General features: G+C 63.4%; 18 protein-coding genes and 1 pseudogene. 14 read left to right on the forward strand and 5 right to left on the reverse strand.

What is annotated here, in order from left to right:
* Nucleotides 1-7 precede the first annotated feature (7 nt).
* On the reverse strand, nucleotides 8-1,201 hold the full coding sequence (locus ACTGJ9_RS14640; RefSeq protein WP_456677615.1) for an efflux RND transporter periplasmic adaptor subunit: 1,194 nt from the start codon (nucleotides 1,199-1,201) through the stop codon (nucleotides 8-10).
* Nucleotides 1,202-1,461: 260 nt separating this feature from the next.
* Between ACTGJ9_RS14640 and ACTGJ9_RS14645 the strand changes: the two genes are divergently transcribed.
* From ACTGJ9_RS14645 to ACTGJ9_RS14670, 6 genes are all read left to right on the forward strand, one after another.
* A complete protein-coding gene (locus ACTGJ9_RS14645; RefSeq protein ID WP_456677616.1) occupies nucleotides 1,462-2,253 on the forward strand; it encodes an ABC transporter substrate-binding protein in 792 nt (263 codons plus the stop codon).
* 66 nt (nucleotides 2,254-2,319) lie between these two features.
* Nucleotides 2,320-3,006 (forward strand): hypothetical protein, encoded by a 687-nt coding sequence (locus tag ACTGJ9_RS14650; protein WP_456677617.1) that lies wholly within the window; start codon nucleotides 2,320-2,322, stop codon nucleotides 3,004-3,006.
* Nucleotides 2,994-3,545, forward strand: coding sequence for a dienelactone hydrolase family protein (locus tag ACTGJ9_RS14655; protein ID WP_456677618.1), 552 nt, complete (start codon nucleotides 2,994-2,996; stop codon nucleotides 3,543-3,545). Before ACTGJ9_RS14650 ends, ACTGJ9_RS14655 begins: the two co-directional genes overlap by 13 nt.
* 135 nt (nucleotides 3,546-3,680) lie before the next feature.
* Nucleotides 3,681-4,268 (forward strand): alkaline phosphatase family protein, encoded by a 588-nt coding sequence (locus ACTGJ9_RS14660; RefSeq protein WP_456677619.1) that lies wholly within the window; start codon nucleotides 3,681-3,683, stop codon nucleotides 4,266-4,268.
* Nucleotides 4,205-5,395 carry a phospholipase C gene (locus ACTGJ9_RS14665; protein ID WP_456677620.1) on the forward strand — a complete coding sequence of 397 codons (1,191 nt, stop codon included), beginning with the start codon at nucleotides 4,205-4,207 and terminating at the stop codon, nucleotides 5,393-5,395. The genes ACTGJ9_RS14660 and ACTGJ9_RS14665 overlap by 64 nt, the downstream gene beginning before the upstream one ends.
* Nucleotides 5,396-5,412: 17 nt before the next feature.
* Entirely contained in the window at nucleotides 5,413-6,786 is a 1,374-nt protein-coding gene (locus ACTGJ9_RS14670; protein ID WP_456677621.1) for a cytochrome-c peroxidase, read from the forward strand.
* Here the strand turns inward: ACTGJ9_RS14670 and ACTGJ9_RS14675 are convergent.
* Nucleotides 6,773-7,846, reverse strand: a complete 1,074-nt coding sequence (locus ACTGJ9_RS14675; protein ID WP_456677622.1) for a hypothetical protein — start codon at nucleotides 7,844-7,846, stop codon at nucleotides 6,773-6,775. The two genes, ACTGJ9_RS14670 and ACTGJ9_RS14675, sit on opposite strands and share 14 nt — an antisense overlap.
* 316 nt (nucleotides 7,847-8,162) lie before the next feature.
* On the opposite strand from ACTGJ9_RS14675, the gene ACTGJ9_RS14680 reads away from it, so the two are divergent.
* Nucleotides 8,163-9,725 carry a TadE/TadG family type IV pilus assembly protein gene (locus ACTGJ9_RS14680; RefSeq protein ID WP_456677623.1) on the forward strand — a complete coding sequence of 521 codons (1,563 nt, stop codon included), beginning with the start codon at nucleotides 8,163-8,165 and terminating at the stop codon, nucleotides 9,723-9,725.
* 10 nt (nucleotides 9,726-9,735) lie between these two features.
* Here the strand turns inward: ACTGJ9_RS14680 and ACTGJ9_RS14685 are convergent, their stop codons facing one another.
* On the reverse strand, nucleotides 9,736-10,185 hold the full coding sequence (locus tag ACTGJ9_RS14685; protein ID WP_456677624.1) for a cupin domain-containing protein: 450 nt from the start codon (nucleotides 10,183-10,185) through the stop codon (nucleotides 9,736-9,738).
* A 183-nt stretch (nucleotides 10,186-10,368) separates the two neighbouring features.
* Nucleotides 10,369-11,592 (reverse strand): polyhydroxyalkanoate depolymerase, encoded by a 1,224-nt coding sequence (locus ACTGJ9_RS14690; protein WP_456677625.1) that lies wholly within the window; start codon nucleotides 11,590-11,592, stop codon nucleotides 10,369-10,371.
* Nucleotides 11,593-11,770: 178 nt separating this feature from the next.
* Between ACTGJ9_RS14690 and ACTGJ9_RS14695 the strand changes: the two genes are divergently transcribed.
* Complete coding sequence (locus ACTGJ9_RS14695; RefSeq protein WP_456677626.1) at nucleotides 11,771-12,427, forward strand: glutathione S-transferase family protein; 657 nt, start codon at nucleotides 11,771-11,773, stop codon at nucleotides 12,425-12,427.
* A 281-nt stretch (nucleotides 12,428-12,708) separates the two neighbouring features.
* Here ACTGJ9_RS14695 and ACTGJ9_RS14700 read toward each other — a convergent pair whose 3' ends face one another.
* Nucleotides 12,709-12,933, reverse strand: a complete 225-nt coding sequence (locus tag ACTGJ9_RS14700; protein WP_456677627.1) for a hypothetical protein — start codon at nucleotides 12,931-12,933, stop codon at nucleotides 12,709-12,711.
* A gap of 182 nt (nucleotides 12,934-13,115) precedes the next feature.
* Here ACTGJ9_RS14700 and ACTGJ9_RS14705 point away from each other — a divergent pair, with 182 nt between their 5' ends.
* The 6 genes and pseudogenes from ACTGJ9_RS14705 (at nucleotide 13,116) to ACTGJ9_RS14730 (ending at nucleotide 20,007) form a co-directional block, all read left to right on the forward strand.
* The gene (locus tag ACTGJ9_RS14705) at nucleotides 13,116-13,463 is read left to right on the forward strand and encodes a hypothetical protein (RefSeq protein WP_456677628.1); all 348 of its coding nucleotides are present in this window, start codon (nucleotides 13,116-13,118) and stop codon (nucleotides 13,461-13,463) included.
* Nucleotides 13,464-13,684: 221 nt separating this feature from the next.
* Nucleotides 13,685-14,518: a GyrI-like domain-containing protein gene (locus tag ACTGJ9_RS14710; RefSeq protein WP_456677629.1), complete on the forward strand. Its 834-nt coding sequence runs from the start codon at nucleotides 13,685-13,687 to the stop codon at nucleotides 14,516-14,518.
* Nucleotides 14,519-14,653: 135 nt separating this feature from the next.
* Complete coding sequence (locus ACTGJ9_RS14715) at nucleotides 14,654-15,580, forward strand: SMP-30/gluconolactonase/LRE family protein (RefSeq protein ID WP_456677630.1); 927 nt, start codon at nucleotides 14,654-14,656, stop codon at nucleotides 15,578-15,580.
* Between the two features lie 197 nt (nucleotides 15,581-15,777).
* Complete coding sequence (locus ACTGJ9_RS14720) at nucleotides 15,778-16,371, forward strand: GNAT family N-acetyltransferase (protein WP_456677631.1); 594 nt, start codon at nucleotides 15,778-15,780, stop codon at nucleotides 16,369-16,371.
* Nucleotides 16,372-16,387: 16 nt separating this feature from the next.
* A pseudogene (locus tag ACTGJ9_RS14725) lies at nucleotides 16,388-18,033 on the forward strand (GMC family oxidoreductase).
* Between the two features lie 810 nt (nucleotides 18,034-18,843).
* On the forward strand, nucleotides 18,844-20,007 hold the full coding sequence (locus ACTGJ9_RS14730; protein ID WP_456675946.1) for an IS110 family RNA-guided transposase: 1,164 nt from the start codon (nucleotides 18,844-18,846) through the stop codon (nucleotides 20,005-20,007).
* Nucleotides 20,008-20,236 lie beyond the last annotated feature (229 nt).

Consider the following 20,236-nt stretch of genomic DNA (forward strand, 5'->3'; position numbering starts at 1 on the left):
GGCGCTCCTACTTGGCAGACGCCTGCGGCTGCTCGATCTTGGTCTGCTGCGGGTCAATCTTCTGGCCTGGGATCACGCGCAGAAGTCCCGAAGTGACCACGCGGTCATCCGGCTTCAGGCCGCTCTCGATCACGCGCAGGCCGTTGTCGACGGCGCCGATCTGCACCTTGCGCTGCTCGACTACATTGTCCCTGTTGGCGACCAGGAGATAGCGACCGCCCTGATCGCTGCCGAGCGCGGTGTCGGGGACGAGGAGAGCGTTCTTGTCCTGGTCGAAGGGCACGCGGACGCGGACGAAATAGCCAGGCAACAGCACCCGCTTGTCGTTGGGCACGAGGCCGCGCACGGCAAGCGTGCCGGTTGATGAATTGATGGTCGGCGCGACGTAGTCGAGGTGGCCTTCATGCGGATAGCCGGTCTCGGTCTGGAGGCCGACTTCGATCGGGAATTGCTTGAGGTCGGCGGCGGTCAGCCCGCGGCGCTGAGCCTCTGCCCTGATACGCAGCACGTCCTGTTCGTTCACGGTGAAATTCACCCAGATCGGGTCCATGGCGACGATGGTGGCGAGCTGGGTCGGCGAAGCCACGCCGACAAGCTCGCCGATCGAGACCATATGCGCGCTGACGATGCCATCGAACGGCGCGCTTATCTTGGTATAACTATAATTGAGCTCGGCGATCCCGGTGTTGGCCTGGGCCTGCTGGAGATTGGCTTGGGCGTTGTCTCTGGTCGAGGTCGAGGTATCGAGCGTGGCCTGAGAAACCGCCTGGCGCTGAACCAGATCGACCTGCCGCTTGAAATCGGCTTCAGCTTGTTTGAGAGACGCCTGTGCGCCGGCCTCGGCCGCTTGCGCCTGCTCGAGCTTGAGCTTGTAGGTTTCGGGCTCGATCGTGAATAGCTGGGTGCCCTGCTTGACGAAGGTACCGTCGGTGTAGTCGATGGATTGCAGAAAACCCTGCACGCGAGCCACAAGATCGACGCTCTTGATCGGCGCGGTGTTGCCGGTGGCCTCGACATAGCGCGTGACGGGGCGCTGCACGGGTGTGGCGACGTCCACCTTGGGCGGCGGCGGTGCGACGAAGGTGTTCTTGTCCTCGCAGCCGGCCAGCGCAATCGCGGCCGCCGCGGCAGCCAGCGCCCGCCCGACATGCCTCCATGCGCCACGAGATTGTGCTGAATAGGCGGGATACGCTGAGGTCATTCGGTGGGCCCCGATGGCTGTGTGTCGGTGCGGCAGGCTAACAACAAATAGCCGGCCGCGATACACCATAGCCATGGCAGTCACAGAGCTTGCACTGCGAACAGTCGCGTGGCGTTTGACAGTTTTGTCATGACAAATCGCTTTTCACCGGGCGCATGATCGACCAGAATTGTTTTCAAAGGCAGCGCGACCGGCGCGAAGCTGGCGGACAGACTTCAGGCAAGCGGACAGCACAAGAATAAAAGTGAGGAGAACATGACATGCCAACGCCATTCCGGTCGGCCTGCGGCGGTCTCGCTCTCGCCGCAATGGTCGCCATGCCCGCGCTAGCCGATGGCCTGAAAGACGAGATCGCACCGACCGGCAAGCTGCGGGTCGCGATCGCGATCAGCCCGGCGGGCGGGGCGTTCTGGTCGACCAAGACCGAAGCCGGTTATGCCGGCGTCCCCGTCGATCTCGGCAAGGACATGGCGGCGCAAATCGGCATCCCTGTCGAGTATGTGGTGTACCAGAATTCCGGGCAGATCACCGACGCCGCCGGCGAGGGCAGTTGGGACGTCACCTGGTTGCCGAAAGATCCCGAACGCGAGACCAGGATGATGTTCGGCCCGATCTACGAGGTCGCGGATGCCACCTATATCGTCAAGGCGGGCTCGACCGTCACCGACTTCGCCACGCTCGACCAGCCCGGAATCAAGGTTGCCGCCGTCAACGCGACGACCACAATGCGCGGCGCCGTTGCGCATCTGAAGAATGCGAAGATCACGGGCTATCAGACCTACGACGAAATCTTTGGTCTGCTGAAAAGTGGCGAGATCGACGCCTTCGCGCTGTCGCGCGACCAGCTCAACAAGATGGCGCAGAAGATCCCCGGGACCAGGGTGCTGGATGAGACGTTCAAGAAGACGGTGACGGCCGTTGCAGTCCCGCCCGGCCACAGCCAGTCGCTGGCGTTCGTCACCAAATTCATGACCGAGGCCGTGACGAACGGTACCCTGCGCAAGGCCTATGATAATAACGGACTGAAGGACACGCCGATCCGCACCGAATAGGTTTATCCTTCCGGCCACATTGATTTCGACTGGGCGCACATGCTTGGACGTTGGATTGCAGCCGCGATGGTGTCGCTGGTCTTGATGATGCAGAGCGCTCAAATCCAACCGCTGACGGTCGATCCGGAGTTTGTCGTTCCATTGCCGCCCCGGTTCGACACGGAGCCGCCGGCATCCGACGTGCCGCCCGAGATCGCGCGCTTCCAGGGCGCATGGATCGGGACCTGGCAAGACGACAGGCACATCCTCGTGGTCGAGCGCGTAAGGCCTGACGGGCATGCGGACGTCGTCTTCGCCAGGTCGGACTCGGCCTTCAACGGCATGAATCGCGAATGGTGGCGCGACCAGGCAACGGTCGTGGACGGCGTCCTGACCATGACCGGGTTTCGCATCTTCCGTTATGCCTTTGATGGCCCGGACCGATTGTACATGACGGCCACGCTCAAGAATGGCGCCGTCACCTCCGGAGCGCTGGTCCGCGCGGATCCGAGCGCCTTGCTGCAGGCGACCGGCCGAACGACTGGCCTTGGCCTGGCGCGCGCGTCCGGATTCCGCATCTCAGGCTTCGCACGCCTGATGGCACACGGCCGATCACGCTCGAAGGCACGTTCTACCCGCCGTCGGGCCCGGGGCCGGCACCGCTCGCGATCCTCACTCATGGATCCGACGTCGGTCGGAATCAGCTCAGGTCCTGGTCGTTCTCGACCGAGGCGCATTGGCTGCGCGACAATGGATTCGCGGTGCTGGTGCTGATGCGCCGCGGACGCGGCAGCTCCGAGGGCATCAATGGTGAGGAAAATTTCGGACGCGATCACGACGGCAACCTGATCGACGTCTCCGCCGGTGTCGCCGAGGCCGTCGAGGATCTCGAGTCCGCGATCGCCTATGGCCGCACGCTGCCCGGCGTCAAGCCGGGCAAGGTGTTGCTCGCCGGACAGTCGCGCGGTGGCTTTCTCGCCATGCACTATGCCGGCCTCAAGCCCGGCGAGGTCTTGGGCGTGGTGAATTTCTGCGGCGGCTGGTATCCGTACGGACCGGTGACCACGCCATATTACGCGAATGCCGGTCGCGGCGCGGGCGCCAAAGTCAAGCAACTTTGGCTCTATGCCGACAACGACCGCCTCTACAAGGAAGAGCTGATCCGCGAATATCAGCAGGCGTTCGCCGCGGCTGGCGGCAACGCGCGCTTCGAACTGCTGCACGGCATTCCCGGCGACGGCCATTTGCTGCGGCTCTATCCTGAGCGCTGGCGTGCGGTTGCCGACCAGTACCTCGCCTCACTCGATCGATAGAGACGTCGCGGCTCGCGCGCGCTTGTAAAATTTTTTATTCCAACAGCCGCGCAAAGTGTCTCTTGCGTCAAACTGACACAGCTCTGTCAAATGTGATCGCTAGGGTTGCCCCGTCATTCCTTCAGGGCACACAAAATGAAATCCAGATTTTTGACGACGGCTGCGATTTTCGTGGCCGCGACGACCCTTGCGTGCAGCATTCCGGTGCTCGCAGACGATTTCGGCCGTGATCACGATCGCGGCGGTGACCAGGACGAGCATCATCGCCATCCGCATGACATTCATACGGAAACGCCGATCAAGCATCTCGTGATCATCTTCAACGAGAACCGCTCGTTCGACCATTATTTCGCGACCTATCCGAACGCGGCCAATCCCTCGGGATCGATCCCCTTCGTGCCGAAGCCGCATACGCCCCGGGTCAACAACCTCGCCAACGCCAATTTGCTGGTGAACAACCCGAACAACAATCCGGCCAATGGCACCGGTGCGACGGACCCGTTCCGCCTCGATCGCACCCAGGCCAATACGCGCTCGCAGAACCACTCCTACACGCCCGAGCAGCAGGCCGTCGACAACGGCAAGGAAGACCTGTTTCGAAATTCACCGGCCGCGGCACGGCCGGCGGCGCCGGTGCGTTCGGCACCAACGGTCAGGTCATGGGCTATTTCGATGGCAACACCGTTACGGCGCTTTGGAACTACTCCCAGCATTTCGCCATGAGCGACAACAACTGGACCGACACGTTCGGGCCGTCCACGCCGGGCGTGCTGGAACTCGTCGCCGGCCAGACCAACGGCGTGCGGCCCGTCATCGGCACCACGGCCTCGATCGCCGACGGCCAGGGGGGCCTAACGCTGACCGGCGACACCGATCCGGGCAACGACGCCTGCTCCAGCAAGACCAGCACCATGCTGATGGGCGGCAAGAACATCGGCGACCTGCTCACCGTCGAGCAGATCAGTTGGGGCAGCTTCATGGGTGGCTTCGACCTGACCCTCAAGAATGCCAACGGCACCACCGGTTGCGCCCGCAGCACGTTCTCGACCAACGTCAACGGCACCCTCGTCGATTACATCCCGCACCACGCCTTCTTCCAGTATCACGCCTCCACGGCCAACCCGACCCATGCGCGGCCGAGCTCGGTGCATGCGATCGGCCATACGCATGACCTCAGTGGCAAGGTCGATCCGGCCAACCACAATTACGACCTCGAAGACCTGTATGCCGCGATCAAGGCCGGTAATTTCCCGGCCGTGTCCTACGTCAAGATGCCCGCCTTCCAGGACGGTCATGCCGGCAACTCCGACCCGCTCGACGAGCAAGCCGGCAATGTCGAGCTGATCAACTTCCTCCAGAAGCAGCCGGAGTGGCGCGAGACCGCGGTCATCATCACCTACGACGACTCCGACGGCTGGTACGATCACCAGTACATTGCGCCGAAGAACGCCTCGTATGATGCGACCGCCGATCAGGTCAACGGTCCCGGCCTGTGCGGCCTCGGCCCGACCAAGCAGCCGGCGCCGAACGGTCTCGGCGGCAAGCCGGTCAACGGCCGCTGCGGTCCGGGCACCCGCGTGCCGCTGATCGTGGTCTCGCCCTACGCAAAGACCAACTATGTCAGCCACACCTATACGACCCAGGCTTCGGTGGTTCGCTTCATCGAGGACAACTGGCTGCATGGCCAGCGTCTCGGCGGCGGCTCGTTCGATGCCACCTCCGGATCGATCATGGACCTGTTCGACTTCGACCACGACCACAGCCATGACTTGCGCACCGACGCGCTGTTCCTTGATCCGACCACGGGCACAGCGATGGTCAGCCCGCCGGACGAGCACCACCACCACTAGTCCAACGGGACGTCATCATGAACAGCCGCACTTTGTGGCTCCTCGGCGCCGGCCTGCTCGCCCTGGCCGGCGCCGTCTTTGCAGCCGAGACACAAGGACTTGCAGAGGCGAACCCGGTGGGCACCAACCCGAACCCGGTTCGCCTCATGCGTCCGCCCGTTGCCCCGTTATCCGCGATGGCGCAGCTCGGTAAGGAGATTTTCTACGACGCCTCGCTGTCGTCGTCCGGGGCGCTGTCTTGCGCATCCTGTCATAGCCCGGATCACGCCTATGGTCCCCCCAACGATGGCCCGGTGGTGTTCGGCGGCGCCAATCTGTCGCGGCAAGGCGCACGCGCCGTGCGGTCGTTGACCTATCTCGATCGCCAGCCGAATTTCAGCATCGGTCCCGACAAGGGCGACGACGACAACATCATCGACCTCGCGCAGATGGCTGCGGTCGGCCAGCAGGCCGCACGCACGACCAAGACCGCTGGCGGCACCGGCGCCTCGGCCAACATCGTTCCGCAGGGCGGCCTGTTCTGGGACGGCCGCGCCGACACGCTTCAGGACCAGGCGCTGTTTCCGCTGCTCGACGCCAACGAGATGGACAGCGGCAGCGCGGAGATCGTGGCCGACAAGCTGCGCGGGGCATCTTATGTCAACCGCTTCGTCGAGCTGTTCGGCGCCGGCGTGCTGAGAAACCAGCAGTTGCTGATTGCGGAGGCGATGTTTGCGGTTGCGCGCTACCAGATCGAAGAGCCGAGCTTCCATCCCTACACCAGCAAGTACGATTACTGGCTCGAGGGCAAGGCGCGGTTGTCGGAGAGTGAATTGCGCGGCCTGCAACTGTTCAACGATCCCCAGAAGGCGAATTGCGCCGGCTGCCACACCTCGGCGCCGACCCGCGACGGCCTGCCGCCGATGTTTACCGACCACCAATATGAAGCGCTCGGCGCGCCACGGAATGCCGCGCTCGCGGGCAACAAGGATCCCGGCTATTTCGATCTCGGCGTCTGCGGCCCGCATCGGACCGACATTCCCGAGCAGACGCAATATTGCGGCATGTTCCTGACGCCGACGCTGCGCAACACCGCGACGCGTCACGCCTTCTTCCACAACGGCGTCTTCAGAACCCTCGAGCAGGTGCTCGACTTCTATAATTTCCGCGACACAGATCCGGAGAAGGTGTTTCCGCGCGCAGCCGACGGCACGGTATGGAAGTATGACGACCTGCCTGAAAAATATCACGTCAATGTCGACGTCACCGATCCGCCGTTCGATCGTCACCCCGGCGACAAGCCTGCGATGACCGATCAGGACGAGGCCGACATCATCGCCTTCCTGAAGACGCTGACGGACGGCTACAAGGCGGAGAACCAGGGCGCGTCCAACAGGGCTAGCGCGGTTTGATCTCCGCGTATTTCGCCATCGCCTTCTCGAACTTGCGCTTGAACAGCCACATCGCGCCGAGAATCTCGCGGAAGCTGGCCGAGCTTCGCGCCCGGTCAGTCTTGCCGAAGGCGAAGATGCTGTTGTTGCGTAAGTGCTTCATGATGGTGGAATCGGACACCCGGTAGTTCAGCAGGTCGCCCGACTTGAGTGCTGAGCGTGTTGGTGTCGGGATGATCTGGATCAGCTCGAACAGCTTCATCTGGTCGATCGGATCGGGCAGCGTCTTCACGATCGCCGGGATCTCGGCGAACAGCTCGGCATGCGCGTTCATCAGGCCGTCGCGCACATTGGTCCAGTGATTGAAGCGGCGATCGGTGCCGCGGGATCGCGCCTCCTCCTTGTCGTCACGTGCGTTCAGTGCGGGATCGGCGGCCGCGATCGCACCCTTGATCGCCTCCCATTTGCGCTGGCCGTTACGGTCCTCGGACGGGCCGGTCTGCAGGCTGCCCATATAGGTGTTCGAGCGCGCATTGCGGACGTTCTGCTTGCCGTTGGTTTCGGCAAAGAACAGCCCGAGGCTGATGCGGGCCGCCGCGTCGGCATGAACAGGCGCAAGCCCTTTGGCGCGCGCAATCGCTGCGGCGAGATCGACGACATCCTTGAACGGCGTCGCCGAATTCTGCGCGCTCGCCGGCGGCGCCTCCATGATCTCGAACAGATCAGCATATTCGTCGACCAGCGGCTCGATTGCGGCATCGAAATAGGCCGGCGGAATTTCGAACTTGTTCGGTTTGCCGATCCGCGACGGTACGGCGTCGGTGAGATCCTTGTACGTGCTGATCACCGCGACGCGGGCAAGGTAGAGCGCCTGGCCCGGCAGGTTGGGAAGCGGCTGCTTCGCCTCGATCTGGCGGCGGCGCTCCGCAAGGACCGATTTGAAATCGCCGAGCGCGCGATCGTAGGCGGCTTGCGCCTGCGATTGCGTTGCCGTGAGCGTTTGCGCCCGGCCCGCGGCGGGCGTTGTGACGAGCAACGCAAGCGCAGCGAGCGTGGCAGCAGCATGTCGACCTGGTTCCACGCGGGCTCCATCGCCTATCGATTCGGTATCTCAGGAGATCGTAGGCATCCGCATGCTCGTAGTCGAGAAAGCCTGGCCCCAGATCTCCGTAGAACAACGGATAGGCCGGTTGAGCTTACAGGAGGCTAACCAATCGCCTTTACCCTTCAGTAGGTTCGCATCGGCACTATGGCCGCACCTCACCCGGTAGCGACGCGGGTTCTTTTGCGCGAACTTCGCCCTCTCCGCTACTTCACGTAGTACCAGCAACCAGTTTCATCGCGTCTTTGCAGTTGGTCTCAGTCATTTCATAGCAGATCTTCAAGGGGGCTTGGGCATGCCAGATTTGGGAATCCTCCATTGCATTGGCGCGCTGGTCTCGCGGCTGAAGCGCGACTCCAGCGCCAACGTTGCCGCCCTTTTTGCGATCGCGCTGGTGCCGTTGATCGCCTCGATCGGATGCGCCATTGATTACAGCATGGCGACGCGCATCAAGGCCAAGCTGCAGGGGTCGGCGGATTCGGCGGGCGTGGCCTCGATCTCGGTCAACTCGGCCGGCTACAACGCGGCGATGACGATGACGTCGAACGGGTCCGTTAGCGCCGGCGTCACGGAAGCGAATAACATCTTCTACGGAAATGCTGCGACGTACTCCAGCAGCTACACCAATCTGAGTGTGACAAGCACGGTCACCAAGACCGGCAACAAGCTCGCGTCGAACGTGCAGTTCAGCGCGGACGTGCCTGTCACCTTCATGCAGATCCTCGGCTACAGGAAGTTGACCGTGACCGGCAGCTCGTCCTCGTCCACGACACTGCCGCTGTATCTCGATTTTTACCTGACGCTGGATGTCTCGGGCTCGATGGGTCTGCCCTCGACCACGGCGGAAGCCCAGCGCATGCAGTCGATCAGTCCGGACAATTACCGGCAATATCCGACAGGCTGCACGCTCGCCTGCCATTTCTCGCCGCAGAACAGCGCCTGCACGGATTCGGGAACGCAGGGCTATCCCACCAACAATTACTGCCTCGGCTATGCGATCTCGCGCGTCAGCCAGAGCGGGTACAAGGGCCTGCTCACCAAGAAGACGTCCAACCCCATGGGGGTTCAGTTGCCGTCGTCGATCGTCTCCGGACTTCCGAACTCGCTTTATTCCAATTTGGCGACGGTGGCGAACTGTCCGACGGATGGAACCGATTCCTGCATTCAGTTGCGGCTGGACGCGGTCGGCTATGCCGTGAACCAGCTGTTCGTCACGGCGAACAGCAGCCAGAAGGTGGCGAACCAATTCCGCATCGGTCTCTATCCCTTCATCCGCTACCTCTATTCGTACTTTCCGTTGACCAGCAGCATCAACGGGTCGACGACCAATCCTTCGACCATCAACTATGCGGCCGCAGATCTCGCGACCCTGCTCGATACCAATACCAATACAGATCTCGGTTCAGGCGGCACGCATATCGACAACGCGCTGTCCGGCGTGAATACGCTGATCACGAGCGTGGGTAACGGCAGCGCATGGAACAACACGCTTCCCTACGTCTTTCTCGTGACCGATGGCGCGCAGGACCCGCAGGTGAAGGGCGTTCCGAACGGATCCTGGTCGGGCAGCAATCATGCCACGACAATTGATCCGGCCACCTCATGTACGCCGCTGAAGAACCGCGGCATCATCATCTCGGTGCTCTATATTCCTTATCAGAAGATCAATCCGGTCAATACGTCCTTTGCCGGCGACGAGGATGACTACGCCAACTGGAACATCCCGAACATTCCGGCGAGCCTGCAGAACTGCGCTTCGCCGGGCTTCTTCTACACCGCCAACACGCCGGCCGACATCACGGCGGCGTTGAACGCGATGTTCAATCATGCGGTCTCCGAGGCCCGCATCACCAATTGATATCCCGGCCCTAGTCGTTGGCCTCGGGCGGCAGGAAGTCGACCTCGTGCTGGGCCGAGATACGCACGACCTCGGCGGGGTCAGTCAGGTTGTGGAGCTGATTGAACAGCGCCTCCAGCCTTTGCATCGGCGAGACCCAGAACAGCGCGCGGGCGGGCTTGTCGGATTTGTTGAAATAGCCGTGCGGAATGCCGCGCGGCAGACGCACGAGATCGCCGGCATGGGCCTTGACCCATTGACCGTCGAGCTTGAGGTCGAGCGTGCCTTCCTGCACCAGGATGAACTCGTCCTGGGTCGGATGGATGTGCACCGGCACGAACTGGCCGGGCTCGCTGTTGGTCTCGAACGCGAAGGTGGACTCGGTGACGGCCTTGGGGAAATAGACCTGGCCCAGGATGTTCCAGGTCTTGCCGCCAAAACCCGTGCCGTTCGCGGTAATGCCTTTTTCGAGTGACGTCATGGCTCGCCTCCATTGGGACTTCCGATTGTATCGGAGTGTTGCCCAGGCCCAGTGCGGAGTCCATCCGCGCCGGCGGTCGCGGTCGGATGCATTTTTCAGCAAGAGCTCTTCGATCTCGGCCTCTGCCGAATGGGAATCGGGTCGCCTGCCGCGTCGATGGCGGTGTCGAGCGAGCGGTGCACCTCACGAATTCACGTACACGAAATCGCGCAGCAGCGGATAGATCTCGTTATTCCAGCGTTTGCCCGAGAACACGCCGTAATGGCCGACGCCGGCCTGCATGTGATGCACCCGGCGATAGGCGCGCACGCCGGTGCAGAGGTCCTGGGCGGCGAGCGTCTGGCCGATCGAGCAGATGTCGTCCTTCTCGCCCTCGACCGTCATCAGCCCCATGCGGCCGACGGCCCTGGTGTCCACGGGACGGCCGCGATGCATCAGCTTGCCCTGCGGCAGCAGGTGCTCCTGGAACACGTCGCGCACGGTCTCGATGTAGAACTCGGCCGGCAGGTCCATCACCGCGAAGTATTCGTCGTAGAAGGTCTTGATGCTCGCCGCCTTCTCCTTCTCGCCCTTGGCGATGTGGTTGGCGAGATCCATGTGCTGCTTGATGTGACGCTCCAGGTTCATCGAGACGAAAGCGGTGAGCTGCACGAAGCCGGGATAGACTTTCCGGAGCGCCCCGCGGCACTGCACCGGCACGTAGTTGATCAGGTTCTGCTCGAACCATTCGATCGGCTTGCTCTTGGCGAAGTCGTTGACCTTGGTCGGCTGGATCCGCGTGTCGATCGGCCCGGCCATCAGCGTCAGCGTCGCAGGCCGTGACGGATGATTGCCCTCGCACATGATCGCGGCGGCCGCGAGCGCCGAGACCGACGGCTGGCAGATCGCGACCATATGCGGGCGCGGGCCCAATTGCCCCAGGAAATCGATCAGATGCTCGGTGTAGTCGTCGAACCCGAAGCGGCCCTCGCTGCGCGGAATGTCGCGCGGATTGTGCCAGTCGGTGATGTAGACGTCGTGGTCCTGCAGCAAAGTCTTCACGGTGCCGCGCAGCAGCGTGGCGAAATGGCCGGACATCGGCGCGACCAGCAGCATGCGCGGCTGCTCGGTCACCCCGTCCTTCCTGAAGTGCAGCAGCGAGCCGAACGGCGTCGCGTAGGCGATCTCCTCGGTGATGCCGACTTCGCGATTGCCGACCATCACGCGGTCGATGCCGTAGGCCGGGCGGTGATAGGTGAGGGTGGAGCGCGAGATCAGCTCCAGCGCTGCCGAGAGCCGGCCGACGACCTGATCGGACACGCCCTGCGGCACCAGATTGAGGAAGTTGAGCGCGGACGAGGCGCCCGCCCGCCACGGCGCCGTCAGGTCCATCTGGTTCTGAAAAGCCTGATAATATATCGACATCATACTGAAGCGCCCACCTGTCCGATGGTGCCATGCAATATCGGAGCCAGAAGCGCGTTGGGTCGCCCTTAAAACTGGCACGTCGCTTGCTGCTCATTTCGCAGGAAGCACAGGTGACGAGCACGCCCAGGCCGGGCGGCGTGCAAGTCACTGCAAGTCAAAGGCGTGAGGGAAGGGCCCCATGGCGAACGCGACACTGACCATCAGCAGCAAGAACTACTCGTCCTGGTCACTGCGTGGCTGGCTGCTGACGAAGTTTTCGGGGCTTGATTTCGAGGAGATCGTCACCGCGCCCGACGATGCATCGGCGCGCGCCGAAATCCTGCTGCTGTCGTCCTCGATTCTGGTGCCGTGCCTGCGCCACGACGGCGCAACCGTCTGGGATACGCTCGCGATTGCCGAATATCTCAACGAGGCGATGCCGGACGCCGGGCTCTTGCCCGCCGATCGCGTCCAGCGCGCGCATTGCCGCTCGATCTGCGGCGAAATCCATTCCGGCTTCACGACGCTGCGCGCGTCGCTGCCGGTCAATCTGAAGGGACACTTCCCCGGCTTCAAGATCTGGTCGCGCGCGCAGGCCGACATCGACCGGGTCTGGTTCATCTGGCGCGACTGCCTGGCGAAATCCGGCGGCCCGTTCCTGTTCGGCGAGACCCGCACCATGGCGGATGCGATGTACGCCCCCGTGGTGACGCGCTTCGTCACCTATGACGTCAAGCTCGAGCCGCGGCTGAAGGCCTATGCCGATACCATCATGGCGATGCCCGAGATGAAGGAATGGATCGCGGCAGCGAAGGAAGAGCCGGCGGAGATCGAGGAGCTCGAGGTCGAATATTAGGCAGGCGCCGCACCGCTCTGCCTGTTTCCGGGGCGGCGGCCGCCAACGTCCTCGCCGACCCCTATGCCTTTGCCATCATTAACCTTTGGCGCCGATAATGGGTGATCGGCAGCGGTCGCGTCGCGCAGATATTGTGCGTCCCGGGAAATTCGTGCCGACATCTAGCCGTGAACAGCCGCGTACGGCGCCAAACGGCTGATTCGGACGCCATTCGTTCGGGCCGCGTTCCGTTCGTTAAGGCTGAGCGCGGCCCCGTTGCATTTTGAGACAGACAGGCGCCGTCAGGCCACGCCCGAATGCTTCATGCGCGGCATGCGCCAGCCGATGACGGTGGCTTCTACCGGGACGCCGGCCGCGTCGTTCTGCCAGCGGCCCTCGACATAGCGGCAGGCGAACGGCAATTGATACGTTCCACTGTGGTCCTCACACAACACTTCGACCGGCAGGCCAGCCGGCGGCTCTCCGGCGCCATCGAATTCCGCGAGACGTCTATCGCGCGTTGCCATTCCGAAAATCTCCCTAATCAAAGCCGCGGAAAGAGCGCCCACTTCTTCCGCGCGCGGTTCACTGCTCCCCGCCCGAGGGAACAACCCAACCTCAACGCGAGAATGCGGTACGAGTGTGGTAGCTTCGGGAAGGCGCGCTCAATCGGCGCACTTTGCCGTGATTAATTTGGTGAGGAACCGGAATGCCGCGCACGCTCGCCGCCGCTTGTTTCGCCATGTTATCGCTCGTCGGACATACGCAGGCGCGGGCGCAGGACGTCCCCGGCATCGAGATCTGCACGGTCGAGAAGACCATGGAGCGGCGCACGAGCTGTCTCCAGAGCAATGTCGATTTTCTCCAGAAGACCATCACCAAGCTCAATCTCGATCATCAGCAAAAAATAGATGCCGCCAACCGCCAGATCGATGCGCTGAAGGTGACCCTCGCCGGCTTGCAGAAGACCATCGGCGATCTTCAGGCGGCCCAGGTGAAGCAGGCCGAGGATGTGAAGAAGAAGCAGGATGCGCCGGCAGCGAAGGATGCGAAGTAGGTGGTGTCGCGTCCCGGACGCGGCGCGGCATGAAATGACGCGACGCAGAGCCGGGACCCAGGGGCCACGAGATCGCGGCAAGATAGGCCCCGGCTTGGCAGCGCACCACGCCGCGAAGCGCGGCGCGTTGCACTGCATCCGGGGCACGAGAGCAATCCTGATCAAGCGCAGCGGAGACGGCTGACGCATCATCACCCCGCTTCGAACGAGAGTCGCAACCCATGAACCCAGCCCAGCGCGCGCTCTGGTACATCGAGAGCCATCTGGCCGAGCCGATGACGCTCGACGAGATCGCCGAAATGGCTGGCGTGTCGCGGTTCCACATGGTGCGTGCGTTTGCCGCAGCCACCGGTCTGCCGGTGATGCGCTACGTGCGCGCACGGCGGCTGAGTGAGGCGGCGCGCAGTCTTGCCAAGGGCGCGCCGGACATTCTGTCGCTGGCGCTGGAGGCGGATTACGGCTCGCACGAAGCATTCACCCGCGCGTTCCGCGACCAGTTCGGCACCACACCCGAAGCGGTGCGGGCGGCGACGTGCGTCAACCAGCTCAAGCTTCAGGAGCCGATCCTCATGGAGTCCACCATGCTCGACAACCTCACAGCCCCACGTTTCGAAACCGCAAAGGCCTTCCTCGTCGCCGGCCTCGCCGAGCGCATCACCTGCGACAACGGCGCCGTCATTCCTGGCCTGTGGCAGCGTTTCCATCAGGAGGTTGCCGGCATTCCCGCGCGCATCGGGAACGTCGCCTACGGCGTTTGCTGCAACGGCGACGATTCCGGCAATTTCGATTATATCGCCGGCGTCGAGGTTGCCGACTTCTCCGATCTGCCGCGCGGGCTTGGCCGCATCCGCATTCCCGAGCAGCGCTATGCCGTGTTCACCCACACCGACCACGTCGCCGCGATCCGCCGCACCGTCAACACGATCTGGAATCAATGGCTGCCGGCCTCGGGCCTGAAGGCCGCGGACGCGCCGAACTTCGAGCGCTACGACGAGAAGTTCGATCCCGTGACCGGTAACGGCGGCTTCGAGATCTGGGTGCCCGTAAGAGAGTAGCGCTGCAACGCTGGCATACCATCCCGCTTGCTTGGCAAGGGGAGCCTACTTTGTCATAACGGCCGGCAAATCTTGCGTGCGAGGCCCGTGCCGGACATCCCGCGCAAGCCATAACAAGCAGCCGGGAGGGTCTCCATGTCCAACGTCCGCGTTCTCGCCACCGACCTCGAATTTCCGGAAGGGCCGGTCGTGATGCCGGATGGTTCGGTGGTGCTGGTGGAAATCCGCGGCCAGCGCCTGACCCGGATTTATCCCGACGGGCGCAAGGAGATCGTTGCGAAAGTGCCGGGCGGGCCGAACGGCGCGGCGCTCGGCCCCGACGGCAAGATCTACATCTGCAACAATGGCGGCTTCTCCTGGATCCCGACCCGCAACATGATCATGCCGGGCCCGCAGCCGGACGATTACCTCGGCGGCTCGATCCAGCGCGTCGACCTGCAAACCGGCAAGATCGAAACCGTCGTGACCAAATGCGGCGAGCATGATCTGCGCGGGCCGAACGATCTCGTGTTCGACAAGCACGGCGGCCTGTGGTTCTCGGACCTCGGCAAGCGTCGCGCGCGCGAGATGGATGTCGGCGGCATGTATTACCTCAAGCCCGGCATGAAGGAGATCGTCGAGGTCGTGCACGGCGTGCTGCCCGCCAACGGCATCGGGCTGTCGCCGGACGAAAACACCGTCTACATCGCAGAAACGCCGACGGGCCGGCTCTGGGCCTATGAGCTCTCGGAGCCCGGCACGCTCAAGCCTCGCGACGTGATCTATCGCGGCGAGCGGGGCAAGCCGATCTGCGGCCTCGGCGGCTACCAGATGTTCGACTCGCTTGCGGTGGAAGCGGGCGGCAATGTCTGTGTCGCCACGCTTGTCTCCGGCTGCATTTCGGTGATCGCGCCTGACGGCACCCTGGTCGAGCAGGTCCCGACCGGCGATCGCGTCACCACCAACATCGCCTTCGGCGGCCCCGAGCTCAAGACCGCCTACATCACGCTTTCAGGCAAAGGCGAACTGGTTGCCATGGACTGGCCGCGCGGCGGTTTGCCGTTGAATTTTTTGAATAAGTGAGCCAAGCCGTTATTGCAGGCGAGGCAAAGCAATCAGCAGACCCTCACCCTGAGGAGCGCGCCCTTCGCGCGTCTCGAAGGGCGAGGCCACCAGCCGGGCCTTCATCCTTCGAGACGCGCGTTCCGCGCTCCTCAGGATGAGGGACTAACAGTCTGGAGTGCCTCGCTGCGCTCGCAATAGCAAAGGAGAAAGTCCCAATGCCCTGGCCTGATCCCATCACCCTGCGTGGACAGCACGCCCGTCTCGAGCCGCTGTCGAAAGAGCATCGCGAGGGGCTGGTCGAGGCCGTGAACGACGGCGAGCTCTACACGATCTGGTACACCGCGATCCCGACGCCGGAGAACGTGGCCAAGGAGATCGACCGCCGCTTGGGCCTGCAGGCCGCGGGCTCGATGCTGCCGTTCACGGTGTTCGACGCCGGCGGCAAGATCGTCGGCCAGACCACCTACATGAACATCGATGCCGCCAACCGCCGCGTCGAGATCGGCTCGACCTGGTATGGCAAGAGCGCGCAGCGCGGCCCGCTCAACACCCAGTGCAAACTGCTGCTGCTCAGCCACGCCTTCGAAACCCTGGACTGCATTGCGGTGGAATTCCGCACGCATTTCTTCAACCACCAGAGCCGCCGCGCCATCGAGCGGCTGGGCGCCAAGCAGGACGGCATTCTGCGCAGCCACCAGGTCGCGCCGAACGGCACGTTGCGCGACACCGTCGTGTACAGCATCACCGCGGCGGAATGGCCGACGGTGAAGGCGCATCTCGAATATCAACTGAACGACAAGCCGCGCTAAAGGCGGCCGAGGCACCATGGATAGATTTGACTATGTGATCATCGGCGCGGGCTCCGCCGGCTGCGTGCTCACCAGCCGGCTCAGCGAAGATCCCAACACCAGCGTCTGCGTACTCGAGGCAGGTCCGAGCGACTGGCATCCTTACATCCATCTGCCGGCGGGTTTCATCAAGACCTTCCACATGAAGAGCATCAACTGGGCCTACCAGCAGGAGGTCGGGCCCTACACTGGCGGGCGCAGCATCTACGCGCCGCGCGGCAAGACGCTCGGCGGCTCGTCCTCGATCAACGGCCATATCTACAATCGCGGCCAGCGGATGGATTTCGACACCTGGGCGCAGATGGGCAATCGCGGCTGGGGCTATGCCGACGTGCTGCCCTATTTCCGGCGGCTCGAAAAGCGGGTCGGCGAGGGCGAGGACACCTATCGCGGCCGTGAAGGTAACCTCATCGTCACGACGATGAACTGGCGCGATCCGCTCTGCGAATCGTTCATGGAGGGCGCGGTCTCGCTCGGCATCCCGCGCAACCCCGATTACAACGGCGCGAAGCAGGAAGGCGTCTCCTACTGCCAACGCACCATCGACAAGGGCCTGCGCGTCTCCGGCTCGACCGCCTTCCTCAAGCCGGCGATGAAGCGGCCCAACGTGCATGTGCGCACGCATGCGCACGCCACCGAGATCATCTTTGAAGGCAAGCGCGCCGTCGGCGTGCGCTACATCAAGGGCGGCCGTGGCGGCACGCCGGTCGAGGTGCGCGCCAACAAGGAAGTGATCCTGTCGGGCGGGACCTACAACTCCCCGCAACTGCTTCAGCTCTCCGGCATCGGTTCGCCGGACCTGTTGCAGGCCCATGGCATCCAGGTGCGTCACGCATTGCCGGTTGGCGAAGGGCTGCAAGATCACTACGCCCCGCGCACGGTAGCGCGCGTAAAAGACATCAAGACCATCAACGAGCTTCGCCGCGGCTTCTCGCTGTGGATCGAGGCGCTGAAATGGGCGACCGCGCGCCGCGGCCTGCTCTCGCTGTCGCCGACCATGGTCTATTGCTTCTGGCATTCCGGCGAGAGCGCCGATAGTTCCGACTTGCAGCTCACTTTCACGCCGGCGAGCTACAAGGAAGGCGTGCAGGGCCAGCTCGAGGACGAGCCCGGCATGACGGTGGCGTCATGGCAGCAGCGTCCCGAGAGCCGCGGCTATGTCCGCATCCGCTCGGCCGATCCGTTCGCGCCGCCGATCATCCAGACCAACTACCTCGATGCCGAACTCGACCGCCGCGTCATCGTCGGCGGCATGAAGCTCGCGCGGCGCCTTTGAAGTCCGCGCCGTTGTCGCCCTATTACGCCTACGAGGATTTCCCGGGCCCGAACATCAACACCGACGACGAGTTCCTGGCCGCCGCCACCGAACGCGGCACCACCACCTTCCACCCTGGCTGCACCTGCCGCATGGGCCCGGCGGATTCCACCTGGGCGGTGGTCGACGACCAGCTTCGTGTCCACGGGCTCCAGGGCTTGCGCGTGATCGACGCCTCGGTGATGCCGCGCATGATCTCGGCGAACTTAAATGCCTCGACCATGATGATCGCCGACCGCGCCTCCGACCTGATCCGCGGCAAGGCGCCCATGGAAGCTGCGCGCGTGCCGGATACGGCGGTGGCGTGAGAACACGTCCTCGTAGCGGCAGGTGGGCATAGGCGTAAAGCGCCGTGCCCACCGTCGCTCCGCACTTGGATTTAACCCGTCGGGCAAAACACCCGCTACCCCGTCAATCTCTCTCCATAAAAATATTCCACTTTACCGAAATTCGGAATTGCGGCATAAGTCGAAACAGCCCGGCCCGATGAAGAGGGGCGGTTCGCGAGTCGTTCGAAACGCGGGCCGGGTTGCGGTGGACGCGGCGGCGTCGTGCGCGAGAGGCTAGGGGCGGGGCGGATTGCTCTCCGTGAGCCCGAGACTTCGTGCGGACGAGCGGCGCTGTGTGCGTACGGCAAAACCGTGTGGTCCTGGCCGTCGTTGCCACGGTCAAGCCTTGGCGGATGCGGCATTGGCGTCAACCGGCGCGATGTCGGCGACGTCTGCGAGGGCGAGGGAGGCCAGAACGAACTCGGCTCCCGGGAGAGCACGGCATAGGCCGTCCAACCACTGCGCAGGGAAGGCCGTGTGTTTGGCTTCACCTGTATGCCGCTGTGCAATTTCCTATTGCGCTACATGCGCACAGCGGACCGTGGGTGCCAGCCGGCACCCGGCCTTCCCTGCGCCCTCTTTCTTTGCGGGGCGACGGAGACAGCAAAGCTCGGGCGAAATGCGTCGCGAGAATGCGAAGATGTGTCTGCGATTCAAAGTGCGAACCGGAACAGCGAAGCTGTTGCCTCATACTCCGTCATTGCGAGCGCAGCGAAGATTCCATGGGGAGTGGATAGCAGCCAAGTCTGAGGCCAGACTGAGGTTGCTGAAACACTCAACCTGGAGACAATGATGTTGCTCGATCATCCTTCCGACGGACTGGCCGCTATCCGCACGCAGTTTGGCGCAATTTTCGTGTCATTGGAACTGAGCCGCTCGACATGGCTGGTGACCTCGCTGTCGCCCGGCAAGGGCGAGAAGATGTCGAAGCGCAGCGTGGAGGCCGGCGATCTTGCGGAACTCTTGAAGCTGTTTGCGGAGCTGAAGCGCAAGGCACAGGCGCGAACGGGTGAGAGCTATCCGATCATCACGATCCAGGAGGCGGGGCTGGACGGGTTCTGGCTGCACCGCGCCTTGCAGCAGGAAGGCATCGAGAGCCACGTGGTCGATCCGGCCTCGATTGCGACGCCGCGCCGGCGCAGGCGGGCCAAGACGGATCGGCTCGATGGCGAGACGCTGTTGCGGGCGCTTCTGGCCTATAAGCGCGGCGAGCCGCGGGTCTGCGCGATGGTGGTGGCGCCCTCTCCGGAAGCGGAGGACCGCCGCAGGCTTTGCCGCGAGCGGCGGACATTGATCGCCGAGCGGATCGAGCATGTGAACCGGATCAAGGGCGTTCTGTTCGCGCAAGGGATATTCGGCGACGTGCCGCTGCGGCGCGATCGACGGGCACGGCTCGAAGCCTTGCGGACCGGAGATGGGCGCATGCTGCCGGCGCATCTGAAGGCCCAGATCAGCCGCGAGCTCGATCGTCTCGAACTGCTGCTCGACCAGATCGCGGCGGTGGAGCGCGAGCAGGAGGCGTTGCTGGTCGTGAGCAAGCCAGCCGGGGAGAAGGCGGATCCCGTCACGATGCTGCTCGCCCTGAAGAGCATGGGCCCGAACTTCGCGGCCGTTCTCTGGACGGAGGCGTTCTGGCGGCAATTCGCCAACCGCCGTCAGGTTGCGTCCTATGCCGGTCTTGCGGCCACGCCATGGCGGAGCGGCGGCATCGAGCGCGAACAAGGGGTGTCGAAGGCCGGCAATCCGCGGCTGAGGACCACGATGATCCAGCTCGCCTGGTTGTGGATACGCCACCAGCCTCAATCGGCGCTGACCCAGTGGTTCAAGGCCAACAGCCAGCGCGGCCGCAAGCGCACGATCGTGGCGCTGGCCCGCAAGCTGCTCGTGGCCTTGTGGAAGTACGTGACCGCCGGCGTCGTGATCGAGGGAGCCGTGATGAAGACCGTCGCCTGATGCAACGCTTCCCGCAGCCTTAAAACCAATCAGCCGAGGAACGATCAGCCTCGGCCGATCCGGGGTGGACGAACCGATGGATTGCATGGCTTCAAACGCCGCAACGAAGAATGGTCCCGCCCTCTCGAGCCTGCCCGCCGCAAGCGGAATGTTGGTGCAGTCGCTACCGCGCGACGACCGGATGTGAGTTTGATCTGGCACGCAAAACCAGATTGTCAAAACCGGCTCG

The organism is Bradyrhizobium sp. RDM12, from assembly GCF_051917485.1.
In the GTDB taxonomy this organism is placed as follows: Bacteria; Pseudomonadota; Alphaproteobacteria; order Rhizobiales; family Xanthobacteraceae; genus Bradyrhizobium.